Annotated in this window: 23 protein-coding genes and 2 tRNA genes; 19 read left to right on the top strand and 6 right to left on the bottom strand. The window is 71.1% G+C overall.

The features are described from left to right. Window positions 1–165: 165 nt before the first annotated feature. The 4 genes from rplU (at window position 166) to E5083_RS13710 (ending at window position 4,604) form a co-directional block, all read left to right on the top strand. Window positions 166–486 carry a 50S ribosomal protein L21 gene (rplU, locus tag E5083_RS13725; RefSeq protein ID WP_030815038.1) on the top strand — a complete coding sequence of 107 codons (321 nt, stop codon included), beginning with the start codon at window positions 166–168 and terminating at the stop codon, window positions 484–486. Window positions 487–500: 14 nt separating this feature from the next. Continuing rightward, on the top strand, window positions 501–755 hold the full coding sequence (rpmA, locus tag E5083_RS13720; RefSeq protein WP_030815036.1) for a 50S ribosomal protein L27: 255 nt from the start codon (window positions 501–503) through the stop codon (window positions 753–755). Between the two features lie 127 nt (window positions 756–882). After that, on the top strand, window positions 883–2,328 hold the full coding sequence (gene obgE / locus E5083_RS13715; protein WP_135785914.1) for a GTPase ObgE: 1,446 nt from the start codon (window positions 883–885) through the stop codon (window positions 2,326–2,328). 215 nt (window positions 2,329–2,543) lie between these two features. Then, entirely contained in the window at window positions 2,544–4,604 is a 2,061-nt protein-coding gene (locus tag E5083_RS13710) for a glycosyltransferase family 4 protein (protein ID WP_244317491.1), read from the top strand. A 72-nt stretch (window positions 4,605–4,676) separates the two neighbouring features. Here E5083_RS13710 and E5083_RS13705 read toward each other — a convergent pair whose 3' ends face one another. Both E5083_RS13705 and E5083_RS13700 read right to left on the bottom strand, forming a co-directional pair. Continuing rightward, complete coding sequence (locus tag E5083_RS13705) at window positions 4,677–8,240, bottom strand: bifunctional glycosyltransferase/CDP-glycerol:glycerophosphate glycerophosphotransferase (protein WP_135785913.1); 3,564 nt, start codon at window positions 8,238–8,240, stop codon at window positions 4,677–4,679. A gap of 27 nt (window positions 8,241–8,267) precedes the next feature. Next, window positions 8,268–10,499: a bifunctional glycosyltransferase/CDP-glycerol:glycerophosphate glycerophosphotransferase gene (locus E5083_RS13700; protein ID WP_135785912.1), complete on the bottom strand. Its 2,232-nt coding sequence runs from the start codon at window positions 10,497–10,499 to the stop codon at window positions 8,268–8,270. A 280-nt stretch (window positions 10,500–10,779) separates the two neighbouring features. Here E5083_RS13700 and galE point away from each other — a divergent pair, with 280 nt between their 5' ends. After that, window positions 10,780–11,751, top strand: coding sequence for a UDP-glucose 4-epimerase GalE (gene galE, locus E5083_RS13695; RefSeq protein WP_135785911.1), 972 nt, complete (start codon window positions 10,780–10,782; stop codon window positions 11,749–11,751). Between the two features lie 70 nt (window positions 11,752–11,821). Here galE and E5083_RS13690 read toward each other — a convergent pair whose 3' ends face one another. After that, on the bottom strand, window positions 11,822–12,550 hold the full coding sequence (locus E5083_RS13690) for a L,D-transpeptidase family protein (protein WP_135785910.1): 729 nt from the start codon (window positions 12,548–12,550) through the stop codon (window positions 11,822–11,824). A 168-nt stretch (window positions 12,551–12,718) separates the two neighbouring features. Between E5083_RS13690 and proB the strand changes: the two genes are divergently transcribed. From proB to E5083_RS13665, 5 genes are all read left to right on the top strand, one after another. Then, entirely contained in the window at window positions 12,719–13,825 is a 1,107-nt protein-coding gene (proB, locus tag E5083_RS13685) for a glutamate 5-kinase (RefSeq protein WP_135786004.1), read from the top strand. Window positions 13,826–13,985: 160 nt separating this feature from the next. Next, window positions 13,986–14,411, top strand: a complete 426-nt coding sequence (locus tag E5083_RS13680; protein WP_030815012.1) for a hypothetical protein — start codon at window positions 13,986–13,988, stop codon at window positions 14,409–14,411. A 75-nt stretch (window positions 14,412–14,486) separates the two neighbouring features. Further along, entirely contained in the window at window positions 14,487–15,773 is a 1,287-nt protein-coding gene (locus E5083_RS13675; RefSeq protein ID WP_135785909.1) for a glutamate-5-semialdehyde dehydrogenase, read from the top strand. Between the two features lie 84 nt (window positions 15,774–15,857). Next, complete coding sequence (locus E5083_RS13670) at window positions 15,858–16,418, top strand: SCO2584 family spore wall biosynthesis protein (RefSeq protein ID WP_167513533.1); 561 nt, start codon at window positions 15,858–15,860, stop codon at window positions 16,416–16,418. Between the two features lie 89 nt (window positions 16,419–16,507). Then, window positions 16,508–17,575: an SCO2583 family membrane protein gene (locus E5083_RS13665; RefSeq protein ID WP_135785907.1), complete on the top strand. Its 1,068-nt coding sequence runs from the start codon at window positions 16,508–16,510 to the stop codon at window positions 17,573–17,575. Window positions 17,576–17,585: 10 nt separating this feature from the next. On the opposite strand, the gene E5083_RS13660 is transcribed toward E5083_RS13665, so the two are convergent. Next, window positions 17,586–18,674, bottom strand: coding sequence for a M48 family metallopeptidase (locus E5083_RS13660; RefSeq protein ID WP_135785906.1), 1,089 nt, complete (start codon window positions 18,672–18,674; stop codon window positions 17,586–17,588). A 102-nt stretch (window positions 18,675–18,776) separates the two neighbouring features. Here E5083_RS13660 and E5083_RS13655 point away from each other — a divergent pair, with 102 nt between their 5' ends. From E5083_RS13655 to E5083_RS13620, 9 genes are all read left to right on the top strand, one after another. Next, window positions 18,777–18,941 carry a hypothetical protein gene (locus tag E5083_RS13655; RefSeq protein WP_130333618.1) on the top strand — a complete coding sequence of 55 codons (165 nt, stop codon included), beginning with the start codon at window positions 18,777–18,779 and terminating at the stop codon, window positions 18,939–18,941. A 119-nt stretch (window positions 18,942–19,060) separates the two neighbouring features. Next, on the top strand, window positions 19,061–19,225 hold the full coding sequence (locus E5083_RS31200; protein ID WP_030814997.1) for a hypothetical protein: 165 nt from the start codon (window positions 19,061–19,063) through the stop codon (window positions 19,223–19,225). Window positions 19,226–19,280: 55 nt separating this feature from the next. Continuing rightward, complete coding sequence (gene nadD / locus E5083_RS13650) at window positions 19,281–19,958, top strand: nicotinate-nucleotide adenylyltransferase (protein WP_135785905.1); 678 nt, start codon at window positions 19,281–19,283, stop codon at window positions 19,956–19,958. 17 nt (window positions 19,959–19,975) lie between these two features. Further along, complete coding sequence (locus tag E5083_RS13645) at window positions 19,976–21,670, top strand: LytR C-terminal domain-containing protein (protein ID WP_135785904.1); 1,695 nt, start codon at window positions 19,976–19,978, stop codon at window positions 21,668–21,670. A 152-nt stretch (window positions 21,671–21,822) separates the two neighbouring features. Then, on the top strand, window positions 21,823–22,266 hold the full coding sequence (gene rsfS / locus E5083_RS13640) for a ribosome silencing factor (protein WP_031183654.1): 444 nt from the start codon (window positions 21,823–21,825) through the stop codon (window positions 22,264–22,266). Next, on the top strand, window positions 22,266–22,934 hold the full coding sequence (locus E5083_RS13635; protein WP_135785903.1) for a histidine phosphatase family protein: 669 nt from the start codon (window positions 22,266–22,268) through the stop codon (window positions 22,932–22,934). Before rsfS ends, E5083_RS13635 begins: the two co-directional genes overlap by 1 nt. A gap of 107 nt (window positions 22,935–23,041) precedes the next feature. Further along, window positions 23,042–23,114 (top strand) — tRNA-Ala (locus E5083_RS13630). A 322-nt stretch (window positions 23,115–23,436) separates the two neighbouring features. Next, on the top strand, window positions 23,437–23,670 hold the full coding sequence (locus tag E5083_RS13625; RefSeq protein WP_006136074.1) for a hypothetical protein: 234 nt from the start codon (window positions 23,437–23,439) through the stop codon (window positions 23,668–23,670). Window positions 23,671–23,775: 105 nt separating this feature from the next. Further along, window positions 23,776–23,848, top strand: a tRNA-Ala gene (locus tag E5083_RS13620). A gap of 59 nt (window positions 23,849–23,907) precedes the next feature. Here E5083_RS13620 and E5083_RS13615 read toward each other — a convergent pair. After that, the gene (locus E5083_RS13615; RefSeq protein ID WP_031183656.1) at window positions 23,908–25,518 is read right to left on the bottom strand and encodes an NADH-quinone oxidoreductase subunit NuoF family protein; all 1,611 of its coding nucleotides are present in this window, start codon (window positions 25,516–25,518) and stop codon (window positions 23,908–23,910) included. Next, a complete protein-coding gene (locus E5083_RS13610; RefSeq protein WP_208754040.1) occupies window positions 25,515–26,708 on the bottom strand; it encodes a cytochrome b/b6 domain-containing protein in 1,194 nt (397 codons plus the stop codon). The genes E5083_RS13615 and E5083_RS13610 overlap by 4 nt, the downstream gene beginning before the upstream one ends. Between the last annotated feature and the right edge of the window lie 152 nt (window positions 26,709–26,860).

Here is a 26,860-nt window from a genome sequence, read left to right as displayed (position 1 = left end):
GCGCCCCCGTACTCTTGACCGTCGGCGTGTCATTTGAACATGCCACATCCCCGTAAACCTTCTCCTCCCGGTCGCCTGGGTGCGGTCGGGAGAGGTCGTTCATGGTGTTCTGCCGGTCCGGCTGGCCTGCGGGGGTGCCGTCCTTCGAGCGAAAGTGAGATCCGCGTGTACGCCATCGTGCGCAGCGGTGGTCGCCAGCACAAGGTTGCTGTCGGCGACATCGTTGAGGTTGACAAGATTTCCACTGCCAATGTCGGTGACACGGTCGAGCTCTCGACCCTGCTCGTTGTCGACGGTGACTCCGTGACCAGCGACCCGTGGGTGCTGGCCGGCATCAAGGTCCAGGCCGAGGTCGTGGACCACCACAAGGGCCAGAAGATCGACATTCTGCGCTACAAGAACAAGACCGGCTACCGCCGTCGTCAGGGCCACCGCCAGCAGTACACGGCGATCAAGGTCACTGAGATCCCCGCGGCTGCGAAGTAAGGGACTGAGAAGACATGGCACACAAGAAGGGCGCATCGTCCACCCGGAACGGTCGCGACTCCAATGCCCAGCGGCTCGGCGTGAAGCGCTTCGGCGGTCAGGTCGTCAGCGCTGGTGAGATCCTCATCCGCCAGCGCGGCACCCACTTCCACCCCGGCGCCGGCGTCGGCCGTGGCGGCGACGACACGCTGTTCGCCCTCCAGCCCGGTGCGGTGGAGTTCGGCACCCACCGCGGCCGCAAGGTCGTGAACATCGTTCCGGTCGCCTGAATCCCTGATTCACGGCCGCGAGCGTAAAAGCTGCGCGAGGCGGACCTCACTTCCCGGTCGGGAAGGCGGGTCCGCCTTTCGCGTGTTGACATAGGTATTACCCGTACTTTTCTGGAGGCACCGAACCATGACCACCTTCGTGGACCGCGTCGAACTGCATGTCGCCGCGGGTAACGGAGGCCACGGCTGTGCCTCCGTCCACCGTGAGAAGTTCAAGCCGCTGGGCGGTCCGGACGGCGGAAACGGCGGGCGGGGCGGCGACGTCATCCTGACCGTCGACCAGTCCGTGACCACGCTGCTCGACTACCACCACTCCCCGCACCGCAAGGCCACCAACGGCAAGCCCGGCGAGGGCGGCCACCGCTCCGGCAAGGAGGGCCAGGACCTGGTCCTCCCCGTCCCCGACGGCACGGTCGTCCTGGACAAGGCCGGGAACGTGCTGGCCGACCTCATCGGCCACGGCACCTCCTACGTCGCCGCGCAGGGCGGCCGGGGCGGCCTCGGCAACGCGGCGCTCGCCAGCGCCCGCCGCAAGGCCCCCGGCTTCGCGCTGCTCGGCGAGCCCGGTGACCTCCAGGACGTGGTCCTGGAGCTGAAGACCGTCGCCGACGTGGCCCTGGTCGGCTACCCGAGCGCGGGCAAGTCCTCGCTGATCTCGGTGCTCAGCGCCGCCAAGCCGAAGATCGCGGACTACCCCTTCACCACGCTGGTCCCCAACCTCGGTGTGGTGACCGCCGGTTCGACCGTCTACACCATCGCCGACGTGCCCGGTCTCATCCCCGGCGCCAGCCAGGGCAAGGGCCTGGGCCTTGAGTTCCTGCGCCATGTGGAGCGCTGCTCGGTGCTGGTGCACGTGCTGGACACCGCCACGCTGGAGTCCGACCGCGACCCGCTCTCCGACCTCGACATCATCGAGGAGGAGCTGCGCAGCTACGGCGGGCTGGAGGACCGGCCCCGCATCGTCGTCCTCAACAAGATCGACGTGCCCGACGGCAAGGACCTCGCCGAGATGGTCCGCCCCGACCTGGAGGCGCGCGGCTACCGCGTCTTCGAGGTCTCCGCGGTGGCCCACACCGGCCTGCGCGAGCTGACCTTCGCCCTCGGTGACCTGGTCGGCCGGGCGCGCGCCGCCAAGCCGCAGGAGGAGGCGACGCGCATCGTCATCCGGCCCAAGGCCGTGGACGACGCGGGCTTCACCGTCTCCCGCGAGGAGCTGGAGGGCGAGCCGGTGTACCGGGTGCGCGGCGAGAAGCCGGAGCGCTGGGTGCGCCAGACCGACTTCAACAACGACGAGGCCGTCGGCTACCTCGCCGACCGCCTCAACCGCCTCGGCGTCGAGGACCGGCTGACGAAGGCGGGCGCCCGCGCGGGCGACGCCGTCGCCATCGGCCCCGAGGAGAACGCGGTCGTCTTCGACTGGGAGCCCACCGTCACCGCCGGCGCCGAGATGCTCGGCCGCCGCGGCGAGGACCACCGCTTCGAGGAGGAGCGCCCGGCGGCCCAGCGCCGCAGGGACCGCCAGGCCGAACGCGACGAGGCGCAGAAGGAGTTCGACGACTTCGAGCCCTTCTAGGACGCGGAAGTCAGCCGTACGGGCCGGGACGGCGGCGCCGGAAACCCCTTGTGAACAGGGTTTCCGGCGCCGCCCCCGGCCTTCGCGTCATCCCCGGTGGGAAGGGGTGACCGACATATGACCTCTTGGCGAGTAACCTTTTACCGCTTCTCCCCGTCTAGTCACCTGAGCCGGAACACGGGAGGCGCTCACGCGCCATGGGGGAAGAGCACACAGTGAAGATCGCATTCCTGGTCCGCGACCTCTGCCACATGGGCGGGGTGGTGAGCGCGACCCAGAACCTCGCCGGGGCGCTCGCCGAGAGGCACGAGGTCGAGATCGTCGCACTGCGCAAGGTCCGCGACGAGTCGTACTTCCCGCTGGACCCGCGGGTGACGGTACGGGCCCTGACCGATCTGCGCCCGTACTCGCCCGTCTCGGACGTGGACGATCCGCTGGCCGACCGGTTCACGCTGGTCTACCCGCCGAACACCGGGGTGCAGAAGCCGGTGGTCAGCCGGCTGGCCGAGCTGCGGCTGCTGGAGTACCTCGCCACCACCGACGCGGACGTGGTGGTCAGCTCCAACCCGCGCATCACCGTGCTGCTGGCGCACGCCCAGGGGGGCTTTCTGCGCGTGGCCCAGGAGCACTCGATGCCGCTCATCTACGCCGACGACATGAAGAAGAAGCTCTTCCCCGCCTACCTCCACCTGGACGCGCTGACCGCGCTCACCCCGGAGGAGGCCGACAGCATCGCCGGGCAGGTGCCGGGTGTCCGCGACCGGCTCGCGGTGATGCCCAACTGCGTGCCGGCCGCGCCGGTCCGCTCGCGCGGCACCAACAAGGTCGTCATCTCCGCCGGCCATCTCACCGACAACAAGAACCACGCGCTGCTCGTCGAGGCGTTCGCCCGCGTGCACGCCGAGGCGCCGGACTGGACGCTGCGGATCTACGGCAGCGGTGCCGAGAAGGCCCGGCTGCGGGCCCGTATCCATGAACTCGGTCTGTCCGGCCATGTGTTGCTGATGGGGCCGGCCGCGCCGGTGACGCCCGAGTTCGGCAAGGGCTCGCTGTTCGTGCTGCCCTCCAAGCGGGAGGCGTTCGGCAACGTCGTCGTGGAGGCCATGGCGGCGGGGCTGCCCGTCGTCAGCACCGACGCCGACCACGGGCCGCGCAACATCCTCACCGACGGCGAGGACGGCCTGATCGTGCCGTGCGGGGACGTGGACGCCATGGCGGAGGCCGTGCTGCGGCTGGTCCGGGACGACGAGCTGCGGCGGAAGATGGCCGAGGCCGCGGTGACCGGCGCCGAGCGGTTCCAGGAGACGGCGAGCCGCGAGCGGTTCGAGGAGATCCTCGCGCAGGCGTACGCCCGCAAGGAGCTGCCCCGCGACGCCACCGTACGGGCCGACGACCAGGGGAGCCTGCACATCGCCGTGGGCCCGCTGCCCGCGAGCGCCGAGGGTGCCGAGCTGGTGCTGCGCAAGGAGGGCAAGGCCCCCGAGGAGCGCCGGTTCGCGCTGACCCCCGGCGGGGACGCGCTGGTGCCGTGGGACGGCGGACTCCCGGAGGGCACCTGGCAGTTGGCGCTGGCCACCCCGGCGGGCGCCGAGGTGCCGCTGTCCGCCGACGGCTTCGGCTGCGACACGCGGGATCTCCTCGCGGTCGAACTGCCCCGCACCGAGGGCCCGTCGCTCGCGCTGCTGCTGCCGCACCGGGACCAGGAGGGCCGGCTGCGGGCGCGCAGCGTGCTGCGCGCGACGCACGCCGAGGCCGGGGACATCGAGGCCGGCGAGCGGACCCTGCGGCTGCGCGCGGGTCTGTGGGGCGCGGCCGTCGGCGAGGGCGCGGTGCTGGAGGCGGTGCACCGGCGCGACAAGAAGCGCGTGCTGGCCTACCCGCTCCAGGACGCCGGGGGCGGCACCGTCACCGCCGTCGTGGACTGCGCGGCCCTGGCCGGGGAGCACACCGGCGGCACGGGCTCGGAGATCGTCTGGGACTTCTGGGTGCGCCCGGCCGCCGGTGCCGAGCGGGTGGCGCTGGCGAAGCTGGCCACCGACGTGCTCAGCCCGATCGACGTGTTCGTGCTGCCCAGGCCCGTGCTCGTCACCGAGGAGGCCGTGGCCGGCGCCCTCCAGGAGCGGTCCTTCTCCCTGGGCGAGCGCGCCCTCCGCGAGGCCAAGCGGGTGCTGAAGCCGGCCCCGCGACCGAAGCCGGAGGTCCGCCGCCGGGAGACCGAGCTGCGCCCCTACTTCACCCTGACCGGCCAGTTCGCGGTGAAGACCGTCCGCCTCTGAAGAGACCCGGACGAAAAGGGGCCGGGCCCGGAGGGCATTCCCTCCGGGCCCGGCCCCTTCACGCGTTCAGCCTCAGATCTCCTTGGCCTGCTCCAGCATCCGGTCCACGACCCGCGCCGAGGCGTGGCCGTCGTCCAGGTCGCAGAACAGGTGGTGGAAGCGGTCGAACCGCTCCTGGTACTCCGCGGACACCGTGTCGATGTCGCGGATCGCGCTCACCAGGTCCTCGGAGTTGTCGATCAGCGGGCCGGGCGAGTCCTGCTCGAAGTCGAAGTAGAACCCGCGCAGCTTGTCGCGGTAGTGCTCCAGGTCGTACGTGAAGAAGAGCATCGGCCGCTTGAGGTGGGCGTAGTCGAACATCACGGACGAGTAGTCGGTGATCATGATGTCCGCCGCCAGGTACAGGTCGGCGATGTCCGGGTACTCCGAGGCGTCGAAGACGAATCCGTTGCCCGCGCCGGGCACCGCGTCGACCACGTTGGAGTGGCGGCGGATCAGCAGCACGTGGTCGTCGCCGAGGCGGCGGCGCGCGTCCTCCAGGTCGATCCGCAGGTCGAACAGGTACTGGCCGGCGCTGTGCGACTGGTCGTCGCGCCAGGTCGGCGCGTACAGCACGACCTTCTTGTCCTTCGGGATGCCCAGCGACTCCTTGACCTTGTCCGCGATCTTGTCCTTGTCCGGGGAGTACAGGTAGTCGTTGCGGGGGTAACCCGCTTCCTGGATCTCACCGTCGTAGGAGAAGGCACGCTTCAGGATCGGCGTGGAGAAGCGGTTGGAGGAGACCAGCAGGCTCCAGTTCTTCGCCTCCAGCGCCAGCCGGTTCTGGTACTCGCGGTCGAAGTAGAGGGTCTCGATGTCGTGACCGATCTTCTTCAGCATGGTGCCGTGCCAGGTCTGCACGATGACCTGGCCGGGGCGGCGCTCCACCCACTCGGGCAGGTGCCCGTTGGTGACGATGTAGCGCGAGGTGGCCAGCGCCTCGAACCACTCCCGGCCCCACATGCGGACCTTGTCGGCGGTGGGCGGCAGGTTGACCTGGCCGTCGCGCACGGCCCACAGGAACTTCAGGTCGCTGCCCCGGCGCAGCAGTTCCTCGTGCATGGCACGCGGGCTGTCCGAGTACTGCTTGCCGTTGTAGCTGAGGAAGAACACCTGGTCGCGCAGCGGCTGCTCGCGGCCGGGCTCGTACACCTCGCGGCGCAACTGGAGCATGCGGTACGGGCCGCGCTCCAGGTCGGTCAGCTCCGAACGGCAGTTGAGCTGCGGGAAGTCGCCCCAGCGGCTCTCGAACCAGTAGCGGCGGCCGCCCAGTTCGGTGTGCAGCGGGAACTGCGCGGCGGCGAGCCGGTCGATGACGAACTCGGCGTCCGGCACGCTCCCGTTCTCACTGCGCAGCAGCAGGTTCCAGCGGCCGGCCTTCAGCGGGACCCCGCCGGAGCCGCCCATCACGGACGGGTCGAAGGAGACGGTGAAGGTGCCGTCGTCCGCCCAGTCCACCGACGCCCGGCGCTCGTCGAAGCGGTTGCTGGCCTTGAGCACCAGCTCGGAGCCGATCAGCTCGCGCGAGGCGCGCCCGCCGACCGCGATCCGGCCCTCCCGGACGGCGACCGAGGTCAGCACGGCCCGGCGCACCCGGCCGACGATCTTCAGATAGCCGTTGTTGCCGGAGATCAGCGCGACCTCACGGTTGGCGCCGGCCGCGCCGAAGGACTCGGGCACGTCGGCGGAGAGGTCCGCGAGACCCTCGCCCATGACACTGCCGAACTGGCGCTGCGTACCGTCCGGGGACTTGGCCAGCAGCGCGACACTCCACAGCCGGCGCTCGGGCTGGGCGTGGTCCTCGACGTCCTCGCTGGCCAGCAGCACCACGTCGGACAGCGGCACCCGGCTCTGGAACGTGGTGCGCGCCCCCGCACGGCCGACGTCGATCGGGTACCAGCGGACCTCGCCGCTCTTGGCGTTGGTCAGCCGCAGCGACAGCTCCTCGCCGGACTTCAGGTCGGTGCGCAGCTCGCCGTCGATCTCGACCGAGTCCGCGGTGATCCGGCGGTCGGTGATCAGCGCGCGCACCTTCTCCACGCGCAGCTTGAGCGCCCCGCGCTCCACGACGGGGAGCATCCGGAAGTCGTCGTCGAGCCACTGGTACGGCGCGAAGTTGGCCGCCGCGCCGCCGCGCGCCCACACCGCGCTGCGGCGCACCAGGCCGGAGGCGTAGACGTTGATGCCGACGTGCCACAGGCCCTCGCGCCAGGCGCCGCCCTTGCGCAGCTTGGCCGGGTCCAGCTCCAGCTCCCAGCCGGCCCAGTCGTAGTTGTAGCGCTTCTGGCCGGAGTCGGTGGTGGTCTCCGGGCGGTAGACGTTCTTCGCCGGGAGGAACATGCGCTGGCGCGAACCGGACCGCTTGAGCTGGACGACCTTCAGGCTGCTCCGCTTGGCCGACATGTCGATCTTGTCGATGTAGGCGTCGCCGGACAGCAGCAGCTTGCCGCCCTGCCAGGTCGCCGCGCGCAGCGGGGCGCGCAGACCGAGGTCGCCGTCGATGCGCAGCGCCGCCTTGGGCAGCTCGAAGCCGCTCTCCTCCAACGTGCGGAAGCTGGCGTACTTGCGGAAGGTGCCGGAGACCTCGACCGGGTCCTTGCGGCGCTGGGAGGCCAGCAGGGCGATCAGCTCGGGCATGGCGTGCTTGCGCACCAGCAGCCACTGGACGCGCAGGTCCGTCGGCAGCGCCATGACGATCTTCGGGTCGATGGTGTCGAGGAAACGGTTGGTCGCCTCCAGGAACGCCTCGTGGAACTCGGCGGTCGCGTCCGGCACGACCCGCAGGAACAGCCGCAGGTCGTCGCGGAGCACGCGGTCGTCGTACTGGCGCTTGTACTCGGCGAACTCGGCGCCGGGCTGCTGGGCGAGGTAGTCGCTGACCATGCTGACCGCGGTGACCCGGTCGCGGATGGCCTGCGGCTCCCGGCGGCGCTGGGTGATCGACGGCGCCGACTCGCCCTCGCGCAGCCGCCAGTAGTAGGTCGGCTCGCCGATGATGTCGATCGCCTCGGCCTTGTAGTGCGCCGGGAGCACCACCGGGATGTCCTCGTGGAGGATGCCCTCGGGGAAGGAGAAGCCCTGGCCCTCCCAGAAGGTGCGGCGGAAGACCTTGTTGCAGGCGATGCGGTCGGCGACCAGCTTCGGGATCTTCGAGATGTGGGTGCGCTTGCGGGCCTCGCCGGCCAGCATCTTCAGCAGCGGCACCTGCCAGGAGCGCTCGCCCTTGAGGTGGAAGACGTTGCCGGTGGCGAAGTCCGAGCCGGTCTCGTCCAGGCTGCTCACCATCAGCCGGTAGGCGTCCGGCGGGATGACGTCGTCACTGTCGACGAAGGTCAGGTACTCCGCGTCGGCGGACATGTGCGCGATGCCCGTGTTGCGGGCCGCGCCGAGACCGGCGTTCTCCTTGCGGATGAGGTGGAACCGCTCGTCGCGGGCCGCGTACTCGGCGGCTATCGCGGCCGAGTCGTCGGGGGAGCCGTCGTCGACCATCAGGACCTCGAGGTCCTGGAAGGTCTGCGCCGCCAGCGAGTCGAGGCAGGCGGGCAGGTAGCGCTCCACGTTGTAGATGGGAACGATCACACTGAGCCGAGGGGCCATGGTCGGGTTGTCTCTCCTCATGAGTGGTCAGGCCCGCTCGAGCGGTTCGAGCGCCTGCGGGGGAGTCGGTGCGTGGTGACGGTCGGCGAACGGGACGAGGGGCAGCATGTCCTCCTCGCCGAGGAAGACCCGGCGCACCACCCGCTCGGCCGCGCGGCCGTCGTCGAATTCGCAGTAGCGCCTGCGGAACCGGTCACGGTAGCGGGCCGCCTCCGGCCCGTCGTACTCGCCCGATTCGAGGAGCCTGATCAGCTCCGCCTGCGAGGTGGCCACCGCGCCGGGCGGCTCCTCCATCAGGTTGAAGTAGGTGCCGCGCACCGCCGAGTAGATGTCCCAGTCGGAGGCGTAGATGATGACCGGCCGGTCCAGCACCGCGTAGTCGAACATCGCGGAGGAGTAGTCCGTGATCAGGGCGTCCGCGGCGAGGTACAGCTCCTCCACGCGCGGGTGCCCCGAGACGTCGACGATACGGCCGCTGCGGCGCAGCTCCTCCACGTGGCTGGAGTTGCCGTAGAAGTAGTGGCCGCGCACCATCAGCGTGACGTCCGGGCCGAGTTCGTCGGCGAGCCGGACCAGGTCGAGGCTGGGGGTGAAGCCGGCCTGGTACTCGCGGTGGGTCGGCATGTAGAGGAACGCCCGCGTGCCGTCGGCGAGTTCGAGTGAGGCGCGGGCCCGGCGCACGTCCTCGGCGGTGGCGTTGACGAGGATGTCGTTGCGCGGGTAGCCGGTCTCCAGCGAGACGTACGAGCAGGGGTAGACCCGCTCCCACACCGTGGTGGAGAACCGGTTGGAGCTGAGGCTGTAGTCCCAGCGGTCGCAGCGCTCCAGGAGCTTGTCGAAGCTCATGCTGGTGGACGCCGGGTACTTGCGCTGGTCCAGGCCCATGGTCTTGAGCGGGGTGCCGTGATGGGTCTGGAGGTGGATCTGGCCCTCGCGCTTGACCACGCTGTCCGCGAAGTTCACGTTGTTCACGAGGTACTTGGCGCGGGCCAGCACCGACCAGTACTCGCGCGAGCCGACCCGCACGAACTCGTGTCCGGCCGGCACCCGGTCCACCGCGTCCGCCTGGACCGCCCACACCCGGCGCACCTGCGGTGCCAGCCGGGCGAGTTCGGCGTCGATGGCCGCCGGGTTGCAGGAGACGCTGCGGCTCCAGTAGGCGGAGAACAGCGCCAGGTTCTCGTCCAGCGGCAGCTTGAGCTGGGACTGGTAGAACACGCCCATCGCGTTGCGCTTGGACTGGTTCAGCGTGGTGCGGGCCCGGCGGCGGACCGCCTGGCGCAGCTTCACCGCGCCCAGCGCGCTCGCCATCGTGAGGTACGAACCCCGCTCCAGCATCGCGTACTTGTGGCCGAGGTTGCCGCCGGGCCGGGCGAAGCCCTTGGGGAGGCGGGCGCGGTAGTCGGCGGAGGCGCGGCGGAAGAACTCGGCGCGCGCGTTCTGCGGCAGCCGGCCGGGCTTGGTGAGGACGGTCAGGTAGTGGTCGGTCATCTTGCGGAACAACGGCCCGCGCCACTGGTCGAGTTCGGGGTGCGCGTCCAGGAAGTCGAAGATGCGGCCGTACTGGTCGAAGACGTCGAAGTGCTTGCGGCTGACCGTCTTCAGGATGTTGCCGCCCTCGCGGCGCTGGCGGTACATCACGCAGACCCGGTCCAGCAGGGCGATGTGCTCGGCGCTGATCATCGAGCAGAACGTCCAGGGGGCGTCCTCGTAGTAGCCGGGCGGGAAGCTCAGGCCCATGCGGAGGACGAAGTCGCGCCGGTACGCCTTGTTCCAGACGATCTGGAGCAGGTCCAGCAGCTCGGGACGCTCGGACAGCGGGAAGGACTCCGGGCCGTCGGGGCGGAGCAGGGCAGCGCGCTGGTTGGGGAGGATTCTGCCGTCCCAGTAGCTGCGCGCGTAGTCGTAGACGAGTATCTCCGGATCACCGGCGGCCTCCAGCCGCCCGGCTATCGCCCGCAGCGCGCCCTCGGTGAGGGTGTCGTCGCTGTCGAGAAACAGGAGGTACTCGCCCGTCGCCTTTTCCATGCCCGCGTTGCGCGCCCGGCCGAGGCCCACGTTCTCCGTGAGGTGAATCACGTGAATACGGGGGTCACGCTCCGCGTACTCGTCCAGAATGGCGCCCGAGGCATCCGGGGAACAGTCGTCGACGGCGATGACCTCGAAGTCCGGAAAGTCCTGTTCGAGGATCGAGTCGAGGCACTCCGCGAGGTACGCCTGCACCTTGTACGCAGGGACGACGAGAGAGAGTTTGGGCATCCTTTACAACCTGTTCCGAGAACCGATCACGTGAGTGTGGGCCGGGACCGGAGTGAACTGGGAGTGAACTCTGTCCGCCGACGGGCCCAATCGTGCCGCCGCCACAGAGTACAAGGACGCTCCCGCAGCGCGAATCGCTCCTTTCCGCCGCGCGACGTGGTCCATCTCATATCTCCGCTCACGTCCTTTTTCGGAATGTCCGTCACGGGATGTCGGATTAGATTTTCCCCGGACCATCAAGGAGTCTGCTGCCGGTAAGGAACTTCGAGGAGGCCCTGGAATGAGCTGGCTGGTCACGGGAGGCGCCGGATACATCGGCTCGCACGTGGTGCGCGCGATGACGGCGGGCGGCGAGAGCGTCGTCGTGTACGACGACCTGTCGACGGGCAGTGCCGGCCGGGTCCCCGCCGGGGTCCCGCTGGTCGTGGGCAGCGTGCTGGACCAGGAGCTGCTCGAAGGCACCCTGCGCGAGCACGGCGTGACCGGCGTGGTGCACATCGCCGCCAGGAAGCAGGTGGGGGAGTCGGTCGAGCGCCCGCTCCACTACTACCGCGAGAACGTGACGGGCCTGCAGACCCTGCTGGCCGCCATGACGGCCACCGGCGTCGAGCGGATCGTCTTCTCCTCCTCCGCCGCCGTCTACGGCATGCCCGACGTCGACCTCGTGACCGAGGACACCCCGTGCGCCCCGATGAGCCCCTACGGGGAGACCAAGCTCGTCGGTGAGTGGCTCATCGCGGCCGCCGCCCGCGCCCACGGCCTGCGCGCCGTCAGCCTGCGCTACTTCAACGTCGCCGGAGCGGCCGCGCCCGAACTCTCCGACGAGGGTGTGTTCAACCTCATCCCCATGGTCTTCGAGCGCCTGGAGGCGTCCGAGGCCCCCCGCATCTTCGGCGACGACTACGCCACCGAGGACGGCACCTGCGTACGGGACTACATCCACGTCCAGGACATCGCCTCCGCCCACCAGGCCGCCGCCGTCCGGCTGCGCGAGGCCCCCGAGGGCACCTCGCTGGTCCTCAACATCGGCCGGGGTGAGGGCAGTTCGGTCCGCGAGATGGTGGACCGCATCCTCAAGACCACCGGCAACGAGGACGTCACCCCCGAGGTCACCGAGCGCCGCGCCGGCGACCCCGCCCGCGTGGTGGCCGCCGCGAGCCGCATCCACGCCGAGCTGGGCTGGACGGCCCGGCACGGTCTGGACGAGATGATCGACTCCGCCTGGCAGGGCTGGCGTCACCGCCACGGCTGATCCGGATACAGCGGGACCGGGTACAGCGAGAAGCGCCGGTGCGGACTTTCGCACCGGCGCTTCACCGTATTCACACCTTCAGATCCGCCTGGTCCCCCATCACCACCACCGGGTGCTGCTTCGGGTCCAGCGTGCGCAGCAGGTACTCCATGTCCGCCTTCGACTGGCTCACGCACGCCGACGTACCGCTGCCGTGGTCCATGTGCAGCCAGATCCCGCCACCCTTGGACTGCCCCTGCGGGCGCGTCTGGTCGTTGGGCGGAGTGCCCTTGACGCGGTTGTAGTCGATGGCGATGACCAGGTCGAAGTCGTGCCAGTACGACTTCTTCCAGTAGTGCGGCGCCTGGAAGGCGGCCGACTCGGTGTAGGGCAGCTTCGCCTCGGGCTGGGCCAGCACCCCGCCGGCGTCGCTGAGGGTGAACACCCCGACCGGGCTGCGCAGATCGTCCTCGTGGTGGTTCGTCGTCCAGCCCTTGCGGCCGTTGTGCGTGGCCCAGTCGCGCTCCCGCGTCCAGGCCGACCCCTTCTTCGTGTACAGCGCCGCGTGCGAATCGGCCGAGTTCCGTCCCTCGCCGGAGACGACCAGTACCTGCCGGGACTGCGCGGGCACGCGCTTCCACAGCCGGTCACCGACGCCGGGCAGCCGCTTCAGGCCGGTCTCCGGGGCCTTCCTGTCGTCCGGGGCGTGCGCGGCACCCGAGTCCTTCTTGTCCGGGCCCCCGCACCCCGTCGCCCCCAGGACGAGCAACGCCCCGCCCGCGAGAGCCGCAACCGCTCGTACCGCACCGCCTTTTCGCATGGGCTCCATGGTCGCAGAACGTGCCCCGTCCGCATGCCGTACCTTCACCGCACCCGCCGTCCGCCTGCTGAAACCCGGCTGCACCGGCCACCGGCATTCCCGTAGATTGCGGGCACACGGACCGGGGCGAGAGGAGAAGCGGGCAAGGTGGCAAGCGCAAGGCAGACCGTGGGCGAGGCCCGGCGGATCGTCGTCAAGGTGGGGTCGTCCTCGCTGACCACCGCCGCCGGCGGACTCGACGCGGACCGCGTGGACGCGCTGGTCGACGTGCTGGCGAAGGCGCGCGGTGGCGGGGAGAAGGAGATCGTGCTGGTCTCCTCCGGCGCCATCGCCGCCGGACTCGCCCCGCTCGGCCTGGACCGCCGCCCGGGGGACCTCGCCCGTCAGCAGGCCGCCGCCAGCGTCGGCCAGGGCCTGCTGGTCGCCCGCTACACCGCCTCCTTCGCCCGCTACGGCGTCCGCGTCGGCCAAGTCCTGCTCACCAGCGACGACATGAGCCGCCGCGCCCACCACCGCAACGCCTCCCGCACCCTGGACAAGCTGCTGGCGATGGGCGCCTTCCCGATCGTGAACGAGAACGACACCGTCGCCACCGACGAGATCCGCTTCGGCGACAACGACCGGCTGGCCGCCCTCGTCGCTCACCTCGTCCACGCCGACCTGCTGGTCCTCCTCTCCGACATCGACGGCGTCTACGACGGCGATCCCGCCCGCCCCGGCACCTCCCGCATCGCCGAGGTGCGCGGCCCGGCCGACCTCGCCGGGGTCGAGATCGGCAGCGCGGGCAAGGCGGGCGTCGGCACCGGGGGCATGGTCACCAAGGTCGAGGCCGCCCGGATCGCGGCCGCCGCCGGCATCCCCGTGGTCCTCACCAACACCGTGCACGCCGCCGACGCCCTCGCGGGCGGCGACACCGGCACCTGCTTCCACCCCACCGGCAAGCGCTCGGCGGGCCGGCTGCTCTGGCTCCAGCACGCCTCCACCCCGCAGGGCTCCCTCACCCTGGACGACGGCGCGGTGCGCGCGGTGGTCGAGCGGCACAGCTCGCTGCTGCCGGCCGGGATCGCCGCCGTCACCGGCGAGTTCAGCGCCGGGGACCCGGTGGAGCTGCGGGACCGGGCCGGGCAGGCGGTGGCGCGGGGGCTGGTGAACTTCGACGCCCGGGAGCTGCCCCAGCTGCTCGGGCGTTCGACCCGCGAGCTGGCACGCGAGCTGGGCCCGGCCTACGAACGCGAGGTCGTCCACCGGGACGACCTGGTACTCCTGCACCCCTGACCGCCGCCCCCGCGCCGGAAAAGCCGGGCACGCCGGACGCCCCCGGTGGGGGACGTTCCGTAAAACCGCCACGCGGAGCCCTGCGGCCTGCTCAACTTTGTTGCGGGGGCGTGTTGAAGGGACACGTTCCGTCAAGGGGCCATGCGTGAAGGAGGCCGTCGTGAGACGAGTCCGTCCTGGGGCGGCGTCCCGCGGTGCTCTGACGAGCGTCGCGGCGGGGGACACCTACGAGGAGCCCAAGGACCTGCCCCGCCTGTGGCACGTCACCCTCAGCGTCTCCGGGGAGCGCGTCCCCGTACAGGATCTGCGGCGGGCCCTCGAACAGCTCGCCCACGACCACCCCTTCCTCCTGACCAGCAGATACGCCGGTGACCACGCGGAGATCCGGTACTGGGAGGAGGCCCGCGACCTGCACGACGCGGCCGCCGTCGCGCTGCGGCTGTGGGGTGAGCACCGGCAGACCGCCGGGCTGCCGCCCTGGGAGATCGTCGGCCTGGAGGTCATCGACCGCGAGACCTACCACCAGCGCATTGCCGAGGGCTACGGCCCCGCACCGGCCACCCCCGTAGGGGTCCACCCCTTCTGAGCCGGGGCGTTTTGCCCCGTCTCGCGGGGTGGAACAGCCTCCGGAGGGATGCGCGCACCGCACTACCCTTCCCCCATGACCACGCTCTCCCCGTACGACTCCCTCTCGCCGGTCACCCAGGCCGCCTACCGGGCCAGGGCGGCCGCCGCCGACCTCGCGCCGCTGCCGCGTGCCGACAAGGACGACGCGCTGCTCGCCGTCGCGGACGCGCTGGAGGTCCGCACCGCCGAGATCGTGGCCGCCAACGCCCGCGACGTGGCCAAGGCGCGGGAGAACGGCACCAGCGAGTCGGTAGTGGACCGGCTCACCCTCACCCCGGAGCGGGTGCGCGCCATCGCCGCCGACGTGCGGGACGTGGCGAAGCTGCCCGACCCGGTCGGCGAGGTCGTCCGGGGCAACACGCTGCCCAACGGCATCGACCTGCGCCAGGTCCGCGTCCCCCTCGGCGTCGTCGGCATCATCTACGAGGCCCGGCCGAACGTCACCGTCGACGCCGCCGCGCTCTGCCTGAAGTCCGGCAACGCCGTCCTGCTGCGCGGCTCCGCCTCCGCCTACGAGTCCAACACCGCCCTGGTCCGGGTGATCCGGGACGCCGTCGGGGGCGCCGGACTGCCCGCCGACGCCGTGCAGCTCGTGCCGGGGGAGAGCCGGGAGAGCGTGCGCGAGCTGATGCGCGCCCGCGGCCTGGTCGACGTGCTCATCCCGCGCGGTGGCGCCTCCCTCATCCGGACCGTGGTCGGCGAGTCCACCGTCCCCGTCATCGAGACCGGCACCGGCAACTGCCACGTCTACGTGGACGCCGACGCCGACATCGACATGGCGATCGACATCCTGGTCAACTCCAAGGCCCAGCGGGTCAGCGTCTGCAACGCCGCCGAGACCCTGCTGGTCCACCAGGACATCGCCGCCGCCTTCCTGCCCCGCGCCCTGGACGCGCTCGCCGGGGCCGGGGTCACCGTGCACGCCGACCCGCGCGTCCTGGCCCACGCCGAGGGCACGAAGGCGACCGTGGTGGAGGCGGTGCCGGAGGACTGGGAGACCGAGTACCTGTCGTACGACATCGCCGCCGCCGTGGTCGACTCCCTCGACAAGGCCGTCGAGCACATCCGGCTGTGGAGCTCCGGGCACACCGAGGCGATCGTCACCACCAGTCAGCAGGCGGCCCGGCGCTTCACCCGTCTGGTGGACTCCACCACGGTCGCCGTGAACGCCTCCACCCGCTTCACCGACGGCGGCCAGTTCGGCTTCGGCGCGGAGATCGGCATCTCCACCCAGAAGCTGCACGCCCGTGGCCCCATGGGTCTTCCGGAGCTGACCAGCACCAAGTACATCGTCACCGGCGACGGCCACGTACGCCCCTGAGCCTCTCCGCGAAGCGCCCACGGGACGACGGACGAATTTCCGTACCGTCTGCCCAAATTGACCCCCCAGGTCTACTCTGGACCCGTGCCGGAGGACGTGGGGGGCACGCCGTTCCCTGACGGCTGGGAGCCCGACGACGACCACGACCGCGGAAGGTCGGACGAAGAGTTCGCCTCCGTGGTCTTCGACGCGGCCTTCGTCGCCGCCGCCACCGTCCACGAGCCCAGCGCCGTGGAACGCCTCCTCGCCGCCGCCGAGGCACGAGCCGAGGCCGCCGATGCCGAGGGCCGCCGCACCCACGCCCCCGCCGACCCCTACGACGAGGGCTACGGCCCCGAGGGCAGCGGTTTCGGCCACGACCTGGACGACGACGACTTCGACGGCCGCTACGCGCACGACGGCCACGAGGGCCCCCTCGCGGGCCTGCGCTGGCACCGGCCGGTGGCCTGGCTGCTCGCCGTGGTGATGGGCGTCGGCATGGTCGCGCTGGCCTTCGCCGCCGTCTACCGGGGCGCCTCCTCGGGCAGCCGCGACCGGGTGCCCGCCCCCGCCTCCACCGGCCTCGGCCGGGACGGCGCCGCCGTGCCCTCCCTGACCGCCGAGCAGTCCCGGCCGGCCGTCACCGCGATACCGCCCACCCCCTGACACCCGCTCGGCGTCTTTGGTGGGAACCTGTCAGAACTTGTCGCGTACCAGCGCGTTTACCCGAGCCCGCCGCGACCTACCCTGAAGGTATGGGCGGGCCTGGAGACCCACCGGAGGGCACCCCCGAGGGCGCTCCCGGCGGTGCCGAGGACGAGTACCGATCCGTCGTGTTCGACGAGTCGTTCGTCCGCGCTGCCCGGCTCCAGGAGTCCTCCGCCCGCGAACGCGTCAGCGACCACGCCCCCGCCGTACGCCGCCGCCCGCCACTGCGCCGGGGCATCCCCCGGCAGGCGATGGTGCTCCTGCTGCTGCTCGCCGTGGCCTTCGGCACCGCCGTCTTCATGGGCTTCCGCCACCCGTACGGCGCAGCCCCCGTGAAGAGATCCACCGAGCCGCTGCGGATGAGCGTCGTCCCCCTCGCCCCGCGCGGCCCGGTGCCCGGCGCCCCCGACGCCCGCACGCTGTACGCCCGCAGCCCCGCCGCCCGGTTCGCGGTGGGCCTCGCCGGGATGCCGCTGCCTCCCTCGCAGCCCACCGCGCACTTCTCCGACAGCCAGGTCCTCGCGGCCCTCGACACCGCCCGCAAGTACGTCCTGCACTCCGCGCTCGACCCCGACGTGCTCACCGGCCGCCAGGTACGCCCCGTACGGGCCCTGATCGCCGCCGACCAGCTCGACCAGTTCGACCGGAGCATGGACGCCCCGGCGGCCGACGGCAGGCACGCGCCCACCGGCTGGATGGTCCGCTTCGACCCCGCCCGCACCGCCCTCGCCGACGACGACATCCGCACCCGCGGCGCCCTGAAGGTGACCGAGACCGACGCGGCCACCCTCCAGGTCGTGGCCGACGGCACCTTCGTCTACGCCGTGCGCGCGGCCGGCACCGAAGGAAGGACCCCGGTGTCGCTGTTCACCGTGCGCCGCGAGCTGACCTTCCGCTTCGACCGCGACACCCTGCGCATCGGCCAGACCCGGCTGACCGTCTCCAGCACCCAGGCGGGCCCGCTCTCCTGCGCCGCGGACACCGCCGCCTATCTGCGGCCGCTGCTGGCCGGGGAGCACGCCAAGGCGGGCGGACCGCCCGGCACCGACCCCTACGGGACCGGCGCCGCGGCGCTGTGCGGCACGCTCGCCGACACCGCCCAGCCGCACGTGTGAGCGCGGGCGCTCAGCCTCCTGCCGGGGCGTCCTTCGCGGGACCGTCCTTCGGCGGCTGCCCGGCGAAGCCGTTGAAGCCCCGCTTCACCCGGCCGCCCAGGTCGCCCGCACCGCCCGCGAGGTCCGAGACCAGCTTCATCAGCGGGTCCTTGCTGGTGCGCACCTCGCTCGCGTAGCTCGCGGCGGACTGGCGGAAGGACTCGCCGACGCGGGCGTCCTTGTCCTCCTCGCGGCGCGGGTAGTGACCGTCCATGATCCGCTGGAAGTCACGGGAGTCCGCCCACTTCTTCAGCTCGGCCGCCCGGATCGTGGTGAAGGGGTGCGAGCGGGGGAGGACGTTCAGGATCTTCAGCACCGAGTCCCGCAGGTCGCCCCCGGCCTCGTACTCCTCGGCCTGCTCCAGGAACGCGTCCACGTTCATCTCGTGCAGGTGGTTGCCGCCCGCGATCTTCATCAGGCCGCGCATCGACGCCCGAAGGTCCTGGCCCACCAGCAGCCCGGCCCGGTCGGCCGACAGCTCGGACTTGCGGAACCACTCCCGCAGCGCCGTCACGATCGCCATGATCGCCACATTGCCCAGCGGAATCCACGCCACCTTCAGCGCCAGCGAGGTCAGGAACAGCAGCACCGTGCGGTACACGGAGTGGCCGGACAGCGCGTGGCCCACCTCGTGGCCGACGACCGCCCGCATCTCCTCCTCGTCCAGCAGCTCCACCAGACCGGTGGTCACCACGATCACCGGCTCGTCCAGCCCGATGCACATCGCGTTCGGCTTCGGGTCCTGCGTGACGTACATCGCCGGGACCTTGTCCAGGTCCAGGATGTAGCAGGCGTCCCGGAGCATGTCGCTGAGGTGGGCGAACTGGCGGTCGGAGACCCGCACCGAGTCGGACAGGAACAGCAGCTTCAGGCTCCGCTCGGGCAGCAGCCCGCTCAGCGCCTTGAACACCGTGTCGAATCCGGTCAGTTTGCGCAGCGCCACCAGGGCGGAGCGGTCCGCCGGATGCTCGTACGCGCGCGAGGAGATCCCCGGGAAGCGGCTGCGGTGCCTGCCGGGCACCCGCTCCTGGCCGGCCTGCTCGTGGCGGTCGTCGGACATGTCGTTCCCCCTGCGTCTCGGATAACCCGCTGCGCCCCCCGGACCGGGCCCAGCCTAGGCGGATATACCGTGGACGGGCAGCACCCCCAAAGGAGTCATGTCATGGAGCACCACCCCGCAGCCGCCTGGCTGACCGAGGCCGCGTCGAGCGCCGCCCAGCAGCAGGGGCCGGGCAACCTGCTCCGGATCGTGCTGATCGTGATGGTCGTGGGCTGCGCGCTGACCGGCTGGTTCCTCCTGCGCGGCTACAAGCAGAAGGACGACTGACACCTCCGCCGGGTTCCCGCCGGGCCCCTTTGCCGGAGTCGGCGTGATCGCCGAGGGGGTGCCCGCTTACGATGGACAGACGTCTTTATCCCGCCCACACGCGATAGGTCACGCCGAAGATGAGCCTCCACAGCACCGCTGCCCAGTTGGTCACTCTCGCCGCCGAGGGCGCAGAGCACGGCGGCAACCACAACAGCCTGAACCCCGCGATCACCGGCGGCGGCGCCCTGTTCATCCTGCTGCTCCTGCTGTGGATCACCACCCGCTTCAACCGCGACCGCTGAAGCCCGGCCGGTCCCCGGCGAGAAGCCGCAGGCCGGGCCGGTAGGGTCTGCACGCATGGGAGAGCAGGACATGCCTACCGGTCCGGCGGAGGGCACCGTGGACGAGCCGGCACGGAGCACGGCGGACCACGGCCCCGCCCGCACGGGCCGGCGCAGGCTCGGCGTCATGGGCGGCACCTTCGACCCGATCCACCACGGGCACCTCGTGGCGGCCAGTGAGGTCGCCGCCCGGTTCCAACTGGACGAGGTGGTGTTCGTGCCCACCGGCCAGCCCTGGCAGAAGTCGCACCGGGCCGTCTCCCCGGCCGAGGACCGCTATCTGATGACGGTCATCGCCACCGCCGAGAACCCGCAGTTCTCCGTCAGCCGCATCGACATCGACCGCGGCGGTCCCACCTACACCGTGGACACCCTGCGCGACCTGCGCGCCCTCAACCCCGACACCGACCTGTTCTTCATCACCGGTGCCGACGCCCTCGCCCAACTGCTCACCTGGCGCGACTCCGAGGAACTCTTCTCCCTCGCCCACTTCGTCGGCGTCACCCGCCCCGGCCACCAACTGACCGACGCCGGGCTGCCGGCGGGCGGTGTCTCCCTGGTCGAGGTGCCCGCGCTGGCCATCTCCTCCACCGAGTGCCGGGCGAGAGTCGCCAAGGGGGACCCCATCTGGTACATGGTCCCGGACGGGGTCGTCCGCTACATCGACAAGCGCGAGCTGTACCGCGGCGAGTGAGCCGAGAGGGGCCACCGGTGAACGACCGATACGAAGCTGGGTACGGCGACGACAGTTACGGAGGGGACCAGTACGAGATCGTCGGCTACGACGACTACGGCCGCCCGGTGTACCAGCAGGTCCCGTCCCAACAGCAGCCGCAGCAGGGGACGTACGACCCCTACGGGCAGCAACAGGGTTACCCCCAGGGCGGTTACGACACCGGGCAGCAACAGCCCATACCGCCCGGCTACGACCCCTACGGGAACCAGCAGGCCCCCTACGACCCGTACGGGACCGGCGCCCAGGACCCCGCCCCCGGCTACGACCCCTACGGGCAGGCCGCGACCAGTGGACAGCAGCCCAGGGTCACCGAACAGACGGCCTACATCCCGCAGCAGACGCGGCCCGACGAGGACGCCAGGACCGAGGCGCCCCCGGCCGAAGGCCAAAAGGCGGGCCAGGACGGGGAGTTCGCGTTCGTCGAGGAGCCGGACGGCGACTCCGAGGACGTCATCGACTGGCTGAAGTTCACCGAGAACCGCACCGAGCGCCGCGAGGAGGCCCGCCGCCGCGCCCGCAGCCGGATCATTGCCCTCGGCGTGGTCCTCGCCCTGGTCGTCGCGGGCGGCGTCGGCTACCTCTGGTACGCCGGGAAGCTGCCCGGCGTCTCCTCGCCCGGCACCGCGACCGGCACCACCGTCACCGCGGGCGCCCAGAAGCGCGACGTGATCGTGGTCCACCTGCACGACACCGGCAAGCGCGGCACCTCCACCGTGCTGCTCGTCGACAACACCACGACCCAGCGCGGCACCACCGTCCTGCTCCCCAACTCCCTCGCGCTGACCGACGATTCGGGCACCACCACCACGCTCGCCAAGTCGGTGGACGACGACGGCTCCTCCGGCACCCGCGACCAGCTCGACACCGTCCTCGGCACCGACATCCAGGGCACCTGGCGGCTGGACACCCCCTACCTCCAGAACCTCGTGGAGCTGGTCGGCAACATCGAGATCGACACCGACACCGACGTGCCCGACCCCGACGCCAAGAAGAAGGGCTCCGCCCCCCTGGTGCACCAGGGCACGGCGCAGACCCTCAGCGGCAAGGCGGCCGTCGCCTACGCCACCTACCGGGGGCCCGGCGAGACCGAGAACGCCCAGCTCAAGCGGTTCGGTGAGGTCATGCAGGGCGCCCTGCGCAAGCTGTCGTCCGACCCGTCGGCCGCGACGACCACCGTGCAGACCCTCGCGCAGATCCTCGACCCGCCGCTGACCGACAAGGACCTCGGCACCTTCCTCGCCAAGCTGGCCGACCTCGCCAAGGACGGGAAGTACCAGACGGTGCCGCTGCCGGTGCAGAGCGACGGCACGCTGAGCGCCGGGACCAGCGACAGTGTGGTCAAGAACATCCTGGGCGGTACCGCCAAGAGCCCCGACGCCGGCTCCGCGGTCCGGGTCGCCGTACAGAACGCCACCGGCGCCAAGGACGACACCGACAAGGCCCGCGTGACCCTGCTCGGCGGCGGCTTCGGCTTCATCGAGGGCGGCACCGCCTCCGGCGCCCAGGCCGCCTCCAAGGTGGTCTACTCCGACCCCGCCGACAAGCAGAACGCCGTCGAGGTCGCCAAGACCCTGGGCCTGCCCGCGGGCTCCGTGAGCAAGGGCGCGGTCTCCTCCGGCGCCGACGTCCTCGTCGTCCTCGGCCAGGACTACCAGCCTGCCGCCTCCTGAACCGGCGCGGCACACCCCACGTGAGCACCGGAACACGTGGGGTGGGCCCGGCCGCGCGTGAGACCCTTGGAGTCCTGGTGCCTCCGGCAAGCGCCCCGCGCCCGACCCGAGTCTTCGCACACCGCACCCCGTCCTCGAACGAAAGCCGCACAGTGACCGCCACCGACCGTTCCCTCGAACTCATCAACACCGCCGCCCAGGCGGCCGCCGACAAGCTCGCCCACGACGTCATCGCCTACGACGTCAGCGACGTGCTGTCGATCACGGACGCGTTCCTGCTGGCCTCCGCGCCGAACGACCGCCAGGTCCGGGCGATCGTCGACGAGATCGAGGAGCGCCTGCAGAAGGAGCTGGGCGCCAAGCCCGTCCGCCGCGAGGGCGACCGCGAATCCCGCTGGATTCTGCTCGACTACGTCGACATCGTCGTCCACGTCCAGCACAGTGAGGAGCGCGTCTTCTACGCCCTGGAGCGCCTGTGGAAGGACTGCCCAGAGCTGGAGCTGCCCGAGGAGGCCCGCGCCACCCGCGGCAAGGCCGAGGAGCACGCCAAGCTGCACGCGGACGAGGCCGGTGACGAGCCCGGCCAGGAGCGCTGATGAGCGCCACCGGTGAGGTGACCGACCGCCCGGGCCGGGGCCGCCGGATCATCCTGTGGCGGCACGGCCAGACCGCGTGGAACGTCGAACGCCGCTTCCAGGGCACCACGGACGTCGAGCTGACCGCGACCGGCGTCGCCCAGGCCCGCCGGGCCGCCCGGCAGCTCGCCTCGCTGCGCCCGGACGCGATCATCGCCTCGGACCTCAAGCGCGCCTCGGACACCGCCGACGAGCTGGCCGCCCTCACCGGCCTCGACGTCGTCCGCGACGAGGCGCTGCGGGAGACCTACGCGGGCGTCTGGCAGGGCCTGACGCACGAGGAGATCATCGCCAGGTTCGGCGACGACTACGCCGCCTGGAAGCGCGGCGAGCCGGTCCGGCGCGGCGGTGGCGAGCTGGAGACCGAGGTCGCCGACCGGGCCGCCCCCGTGGTGCTGCGGCACACGGAGAAGCTCCCCGAGGACGGCACCCTGGTGGTGGTCAGCCACGGCGGCACCATCCGTACGACCATCGGCCGGCTGCTCGGCCTGGAGTCGCACCACTGGGAGAGCCTCGGCGGCCTGACCAACTGCTGCTGGTCGGTGCTCGGCGAGGGCGCCCGCGGCTGGCGGCTGCTGGAGCACAACGCGGGCACCCTGCCCGAGCCGGTCCTCGGCGACGACGACTGAGCCGCGCCGAAGCCCCCTGGTCGGGGGCCCGGGACCCGGATTTCACTTTCCGGCAGGTCACAGGCTAAAGTTCTTCTTGTTCGGCCCGCGGAGCGGGAGGAACGCGAGGGGCTATAGCTCAGTTGGTAGAGCGCCTGCATGGCATGCAGGAGGTCAGGAGTTCAATTCTCCTTAGCTCCACAGATCGGCACTCCTGGTGAGTGATCAGAGATCGGTGATGAAGATCCCGTCCCTTCGAGGGGCGGGATCTTCTGCATCTCCCCCGCGTCAGCCGCTCGCTTGAGTCGATCGCGTTCCATGGTCGTATACCTCTGCGAACGGTCTTCGTCCGGGGGCGACCGTGTCCGGACCGGTACTGAGGCGTCGCTGACCGTGCAGGCCCGGCCGTGGCAGAATCAGACGGCCGGAAGGGGGCTCGGCCCGACGGGAGGGAGTGGCGATGCCTGCGCGCATCCTTGGAGGTTCCGCGCACGTGGCCTGCGGCCACAGCCGGAGCTGAGCGATGGGTGCACACAGGCGGAAGTGCGACTGGTGCGGGAGCGGCACCCCGATCGTCCGTGACATGGAGCCGATCAACCCCGACTACCAGTACTGGTGCGAGGAATGCGCACGGGCGCTGATCATAAAAGGCGACCCCATCGAGACGTACCGCGAACTCGAGGGGGAGCCGATCTACGGCCGGCTGCTGGAGGAGCACTGCACGCTCAAGCGGTTCTACTCCTTCGTCACCGCATAACCGGCAGCGCGGCATAACGGACATAGCGGAACCGATTTGGTGTTCCACCCCGGGGTCCGTGTAATGTTGGCATCGCCGCCGGGGAAACCGGGCGGAAAACAACAAGGGGCTATAGCTCAGTTGGTAGAGCGCCTGCATGGCATGCAGGAGGTCAGGAGTTCAATTCTCCTTAGCTCCACAGAAATCGAAGGCGGACCGTCGTAAAGACGGTCCGCCTTCGCCGTGTTGGCAGCGGGGTCAGCGGCCCAGTGCGCGCCGTCCGCGGCCCTGGGAGACCACCGGGAGGTTCCGGGCGGGCGCCTGGCCGCGGGTGTCCTCCTCGATGCGCAGGGCGAGCGCCGGGCAGCGGCGTACCGCGCGCAGCGCCTTCGCCTCCGCGTAGCGCGGGACCTGGGCCTGGGCGACGGTCGGGAAGCCGTCCGCGCCCAGCTCGAAGACCTCCGGAAGGATGTCCGCGCAGAGCCCGTGGCCCCGGCACAGCGTCCAGTCCACGTAGATCTTCTGGCGGCTGCCCCCGGACTCCTCCGGCGCCGCGCCGCCCGTGATGCCGGCGGGCAGCTTGCCGTCCTCGAACAGCGGCAGCACGCCCTCCACGGGGCGGCCGCAGCCGTTGCCCAGGACATGGGCGGCCAGGTCGTCCGTGAACGCCTTGATGGTCGACTCCAGGAACATCGCCGAGCCGTCCGGGTGCGAACACGCCCCGCGCCGCTTCACGTTCTTGGCGACCTGCTTCAGCGCCTCCAGCGCGGCCGGCCCGCCGCCGTTGATGATGTCCTCCATGCCCCGCGCGGCGGCGGGCAGCCCGAGGTAGCACGGGCCGCACTGCCCGGCGCTCTCGTCGGCCAGCCACTGCGCCACCCGCAGCGACTCGCCCAGCGGGCACGTCTCCTGACTGATCGGCAGGATCGCGCCCGCGCCCAGCGCACCGCCCACCGCGTCCAGCGAGTTGCGGGAGACGACCGCCTCGTTCACCGTCGCCGCGTCGATCCACTTGCCGTGGTAGCCGCCGGTCAGCACGCCCTGCGGCACCGGCGGGGCACCGGCGAGCTGCAGGATGTAGCGCAGCGGCACACCCGTGGGCGCCTCGATCACCATCGGGCGGGCGACCGCGCCGGACACCGTCAGCATCACCGTGCCCGGCTCGTCGTACAGACCGGTGTTGCCGTAGCGCTCGGGGCCGATGCGGGCGGCGATGGCCAGTTGGGCGAAGGTCTCGGCGTTGGAGAGCAGGGTGGGGACCCCGCCGACGCCGCTCTGCGAGGCGCTGATCTTCCGGCCGGGCGGGATCGCCGGGCCGCCGTCCACCGAGCGGATCAGGGAGGCGGCGGCGCCGGTGACCATGCGGACCGGGTTGCGCTGCACCCAGGCGCGCAGGGCCGAGCGGCGCGAGTTGCTCAGGCCGCGCTCGGCGAGGGCCGCCTCCATCGAGCGCTGGGTGGACTCGCGGGTCACGCCGATCACCAGCGTGCGCGCGCCCATCGCCTCGGCGCACAGCAGCGCGCCGTCCAGGATGAGGTGCGGGGCCCGGTTGATCAGCACCGTGTCCTTGCGGCAGGCCGGCTCGTCCTCGCTGCCGTTGACGACGACGACCGGGCGTACGCCCTTCTTGATCGCCGACTCGGCGACCGAGCGGAGTTTCTTGTGGAAGGGGAAGCCCGCGCCGCCGCGCCCCTTGAGATGGATCTTCTCGGCGAGCTGCGCGAGCTGCTCACCGCCGAGCGGCTCGAGCGGCCCGTGCACCTTGAGATGCATGGGCAGGTCGAGCCGTTCCACAAGGTCGAAACCCGACGTGAGCTGGGGAAGTCCGACCACGCGGACCTCGGGGACGTCGGGAAGGGCCTCGTTCACCTATGGCCTCCGGAAGGCGTGTTCCAGGGTTCGCCCGAACCCGGCGCGTCGTATCCGGCGCCGGGGGTCGCTTCAGAGGCGGGACCGCTGTTGAACGTGTCGGAGGAGTTGTACGTCCCGTAGCGGGCGTTCGTCTCACCGGTGTTGTACACATCACTTCCGCCGTATCCGGGGGTGCCCGGATTGCCATAGGCGGGGATGTTGTATCCGGTGTCCTGCATCGGGTCGTAGGAGGAGGGCGGGGCCTCGCCGACCGGGGGCGGGGACGGCACCGGCCAGCTCGACGCGGGACCGGCGGTGTTCACCGTCTGCCGGGGGGTGCCCGGTGCGCCCGCGGTGCGGTAGGCGGCGGCGAAGCCGGGGTCCGGGGCGGGGGCGGCCGGGGACTGGTACAGCGGGCCGGACGGGGCCTCGGGGGCGCGGCGGGGTTCGCGGCGGTTGTCGAAGCCCGGCTCGTTGCGGCGGCTCCGGCTCGCCTCCAGGCGGTCCAGGTCGGAGGGCTCGCCGCCGCCGAAGAGGCCGACCAGGCGGTCGGCGATCCGGCGCTTGACCGGGCGGGGGGCGGCGCGCAGGGCCAGGCCGGCCATCACGCCGAGCAGGGAGAGGCCGTAGAGGATCACGAAGATGGGTTTGGCCTGGCGGCCGGCGTACAGCCCGTGCACCAGGGCCGCGCACCACGCCGGGTAGGCCAGCATGTGCATCGCGCGCCAGCGGGCGGCCACGGGGGCCGGGGTGGCGAAGTTGCTGCGCAGGGCGCCGGTGACGCCGACGAAGACCATCAGCAGGCCCGCCAGGGAGCCCAGGCCGATCAGACCGCCGCTGCCGGTGACGCCGAGGGAGAAGGGGATGAGGGCCGCGATGAGCTGGGTGTGGTCCAGCGCGATCTTGGTGGTGATGTGCAGCAGCAGGAACGCGATCGAGCCGACCGCCGTCGTCCGGTGCACCGCCTGGCCGATGATCCGCTGGCGCGTGTTGAGCAGCACCCGGTCCTGGGCGACCAGGCCCCAGATGACCGAACAGCTCAGCGAGACGAGGGACAGCACGCCCGCGCCGAAGTTCAGGAACTCTTGGAACTGACTGCCTCCCACCAGCACGACCACCGGTATGAGCAGCAGGACGACAGCGGACGCCACCCCATAGGCCGACCGGCCGGGCTTGGGGAGCGAGCTGTTACTACGACGAGGGTTCATGGGGGCAACTCCGAGCAGTTTCGGGAAGGCGGTCCCGCTGCCGAACTCTAGGTGGAGCCATACCGATCAGTACGAGGTTTGAGTTATTGCGTTGTTATCAAAGGACGAATCACCTGCGGCGTCGTCCCTTAGTGACTGTTACGCGAAGTAAT

This window comes from Streptomyces bauhiniae (assembly GCF_004784475.1).
GTDB classification, from domain to species: Bacteria; Actinomycetota; Actinomycetes; order Streptomycetales; family Streptomycetaceae; genus Streptomyces; species Streptomyces seoulensis.
This window is presented reverse-complemented; position numbering and strand designations above follow the sequence as displayed.

Bases quoted from the DNA above. Each gene is read 5' to 3' on its own strand.
- rpmA (WP_030815036.1), top strand. From the start codon at position 501: ATGGCACACAAGAAGGGCGCATCGTCCACCCGGAACGGTCGCGACTCC.
- obgE (WP_135785914.1), top strand. From the start codon at position 883: ATGACCACCTTCGTGGACCGCGTCGAACTGCATGTCGCCGCGGGTAAC.
- E5083_RS13705 (WP_135785913.1), bottom strand. From the start codon at position 8,240: ATGGCCCCTCGGCTCAGTGTGATCGTTCCCATCTACAACGTGGAGCGC.
- E5083_RS13700 (WP_135785912.1), bottom strand. From the start codon at position 10,499: ATGCCCAAACTCTCTCTCGTCGTCCCTGCGTACAAGGTGCAGGCGTAC.
- galE (WP_135785911.1), top strand. From the start codon at position 10,780: ATGAGCTGGCTGGTCACGGGAGGCGCCGGATACATCGGCTCGCACGTG.
- E5083_RS13690 (WP_135785910.1), bottom strand. From the start codon at position 12,550: ATGCGAAAAGGCGGTGCGGTACGAGCGGTTGCGGCTCTCGCGGGCGGG.
- E5083_RS13675 (WP_135785909.1), top strand. From the start codon at position 14,487: ATGACCACGCTCTCCCCGTACGACTCCCTCTCGCCGGTCACCCAGGCC.
- E5083_RS13665 (WP_135785907.1), top strand. From the start codon at position 16,508: ATGGGCGGGCCTGGAGACCCACCGGAGGGCACCCCCGAGGGCGCTCCC.
- E5083_RS13660 (WP_135785906.1), bottom strand. From the start codon at position 18,674: ATGTCCGACGACCGCCACGAGCAGGCCGGCCAGGAGCGGGTGCCCGGC.
- E5083_RS13655 (WP_130333618.1), top strand. From the start codon at position 18,777: ATGGAGCACCACCCCGCAGCCGCCTGGCTGACCGAGGCCGCGTCGAGC.
- E5083_RS31200 (WP_030814997.1), top strand. From the start codon at position 19,061: ATGAGCCTCCACAGCACCGCTGCCCAGTTGGTCACTCTCGCCGCCGAG.
- nadD (WP_135785905.1), top strand. From the start codon at position 19,281: ATGGGAGAGCAGGACATGCCTACCGGTCCGGCGGAGGGCACCGTGGAC.
- E5083_RS13635 (WP_135785903.1), top strand. From the start codon at position 22,266: ATGAGCGCCACCGGTGAGGTGACCGACCGCCCGGGCCGGGGCCGCCGG.
- E5083_RS13625 (WP_006136074.1), top strand. From the start codon at position 23,437: ATGGGTGCACACAGGCGGAAGTGCGACTGGTGCGGGAGCGGCACCCCG.
- E5083_RS13610 (WP_208754040.1), bottom strand. From the start codon at position 26,708: ATGAACCCTCGTCGTAGTAACAGCTCGCTCCCCAAGCCCGGCCGGTCG.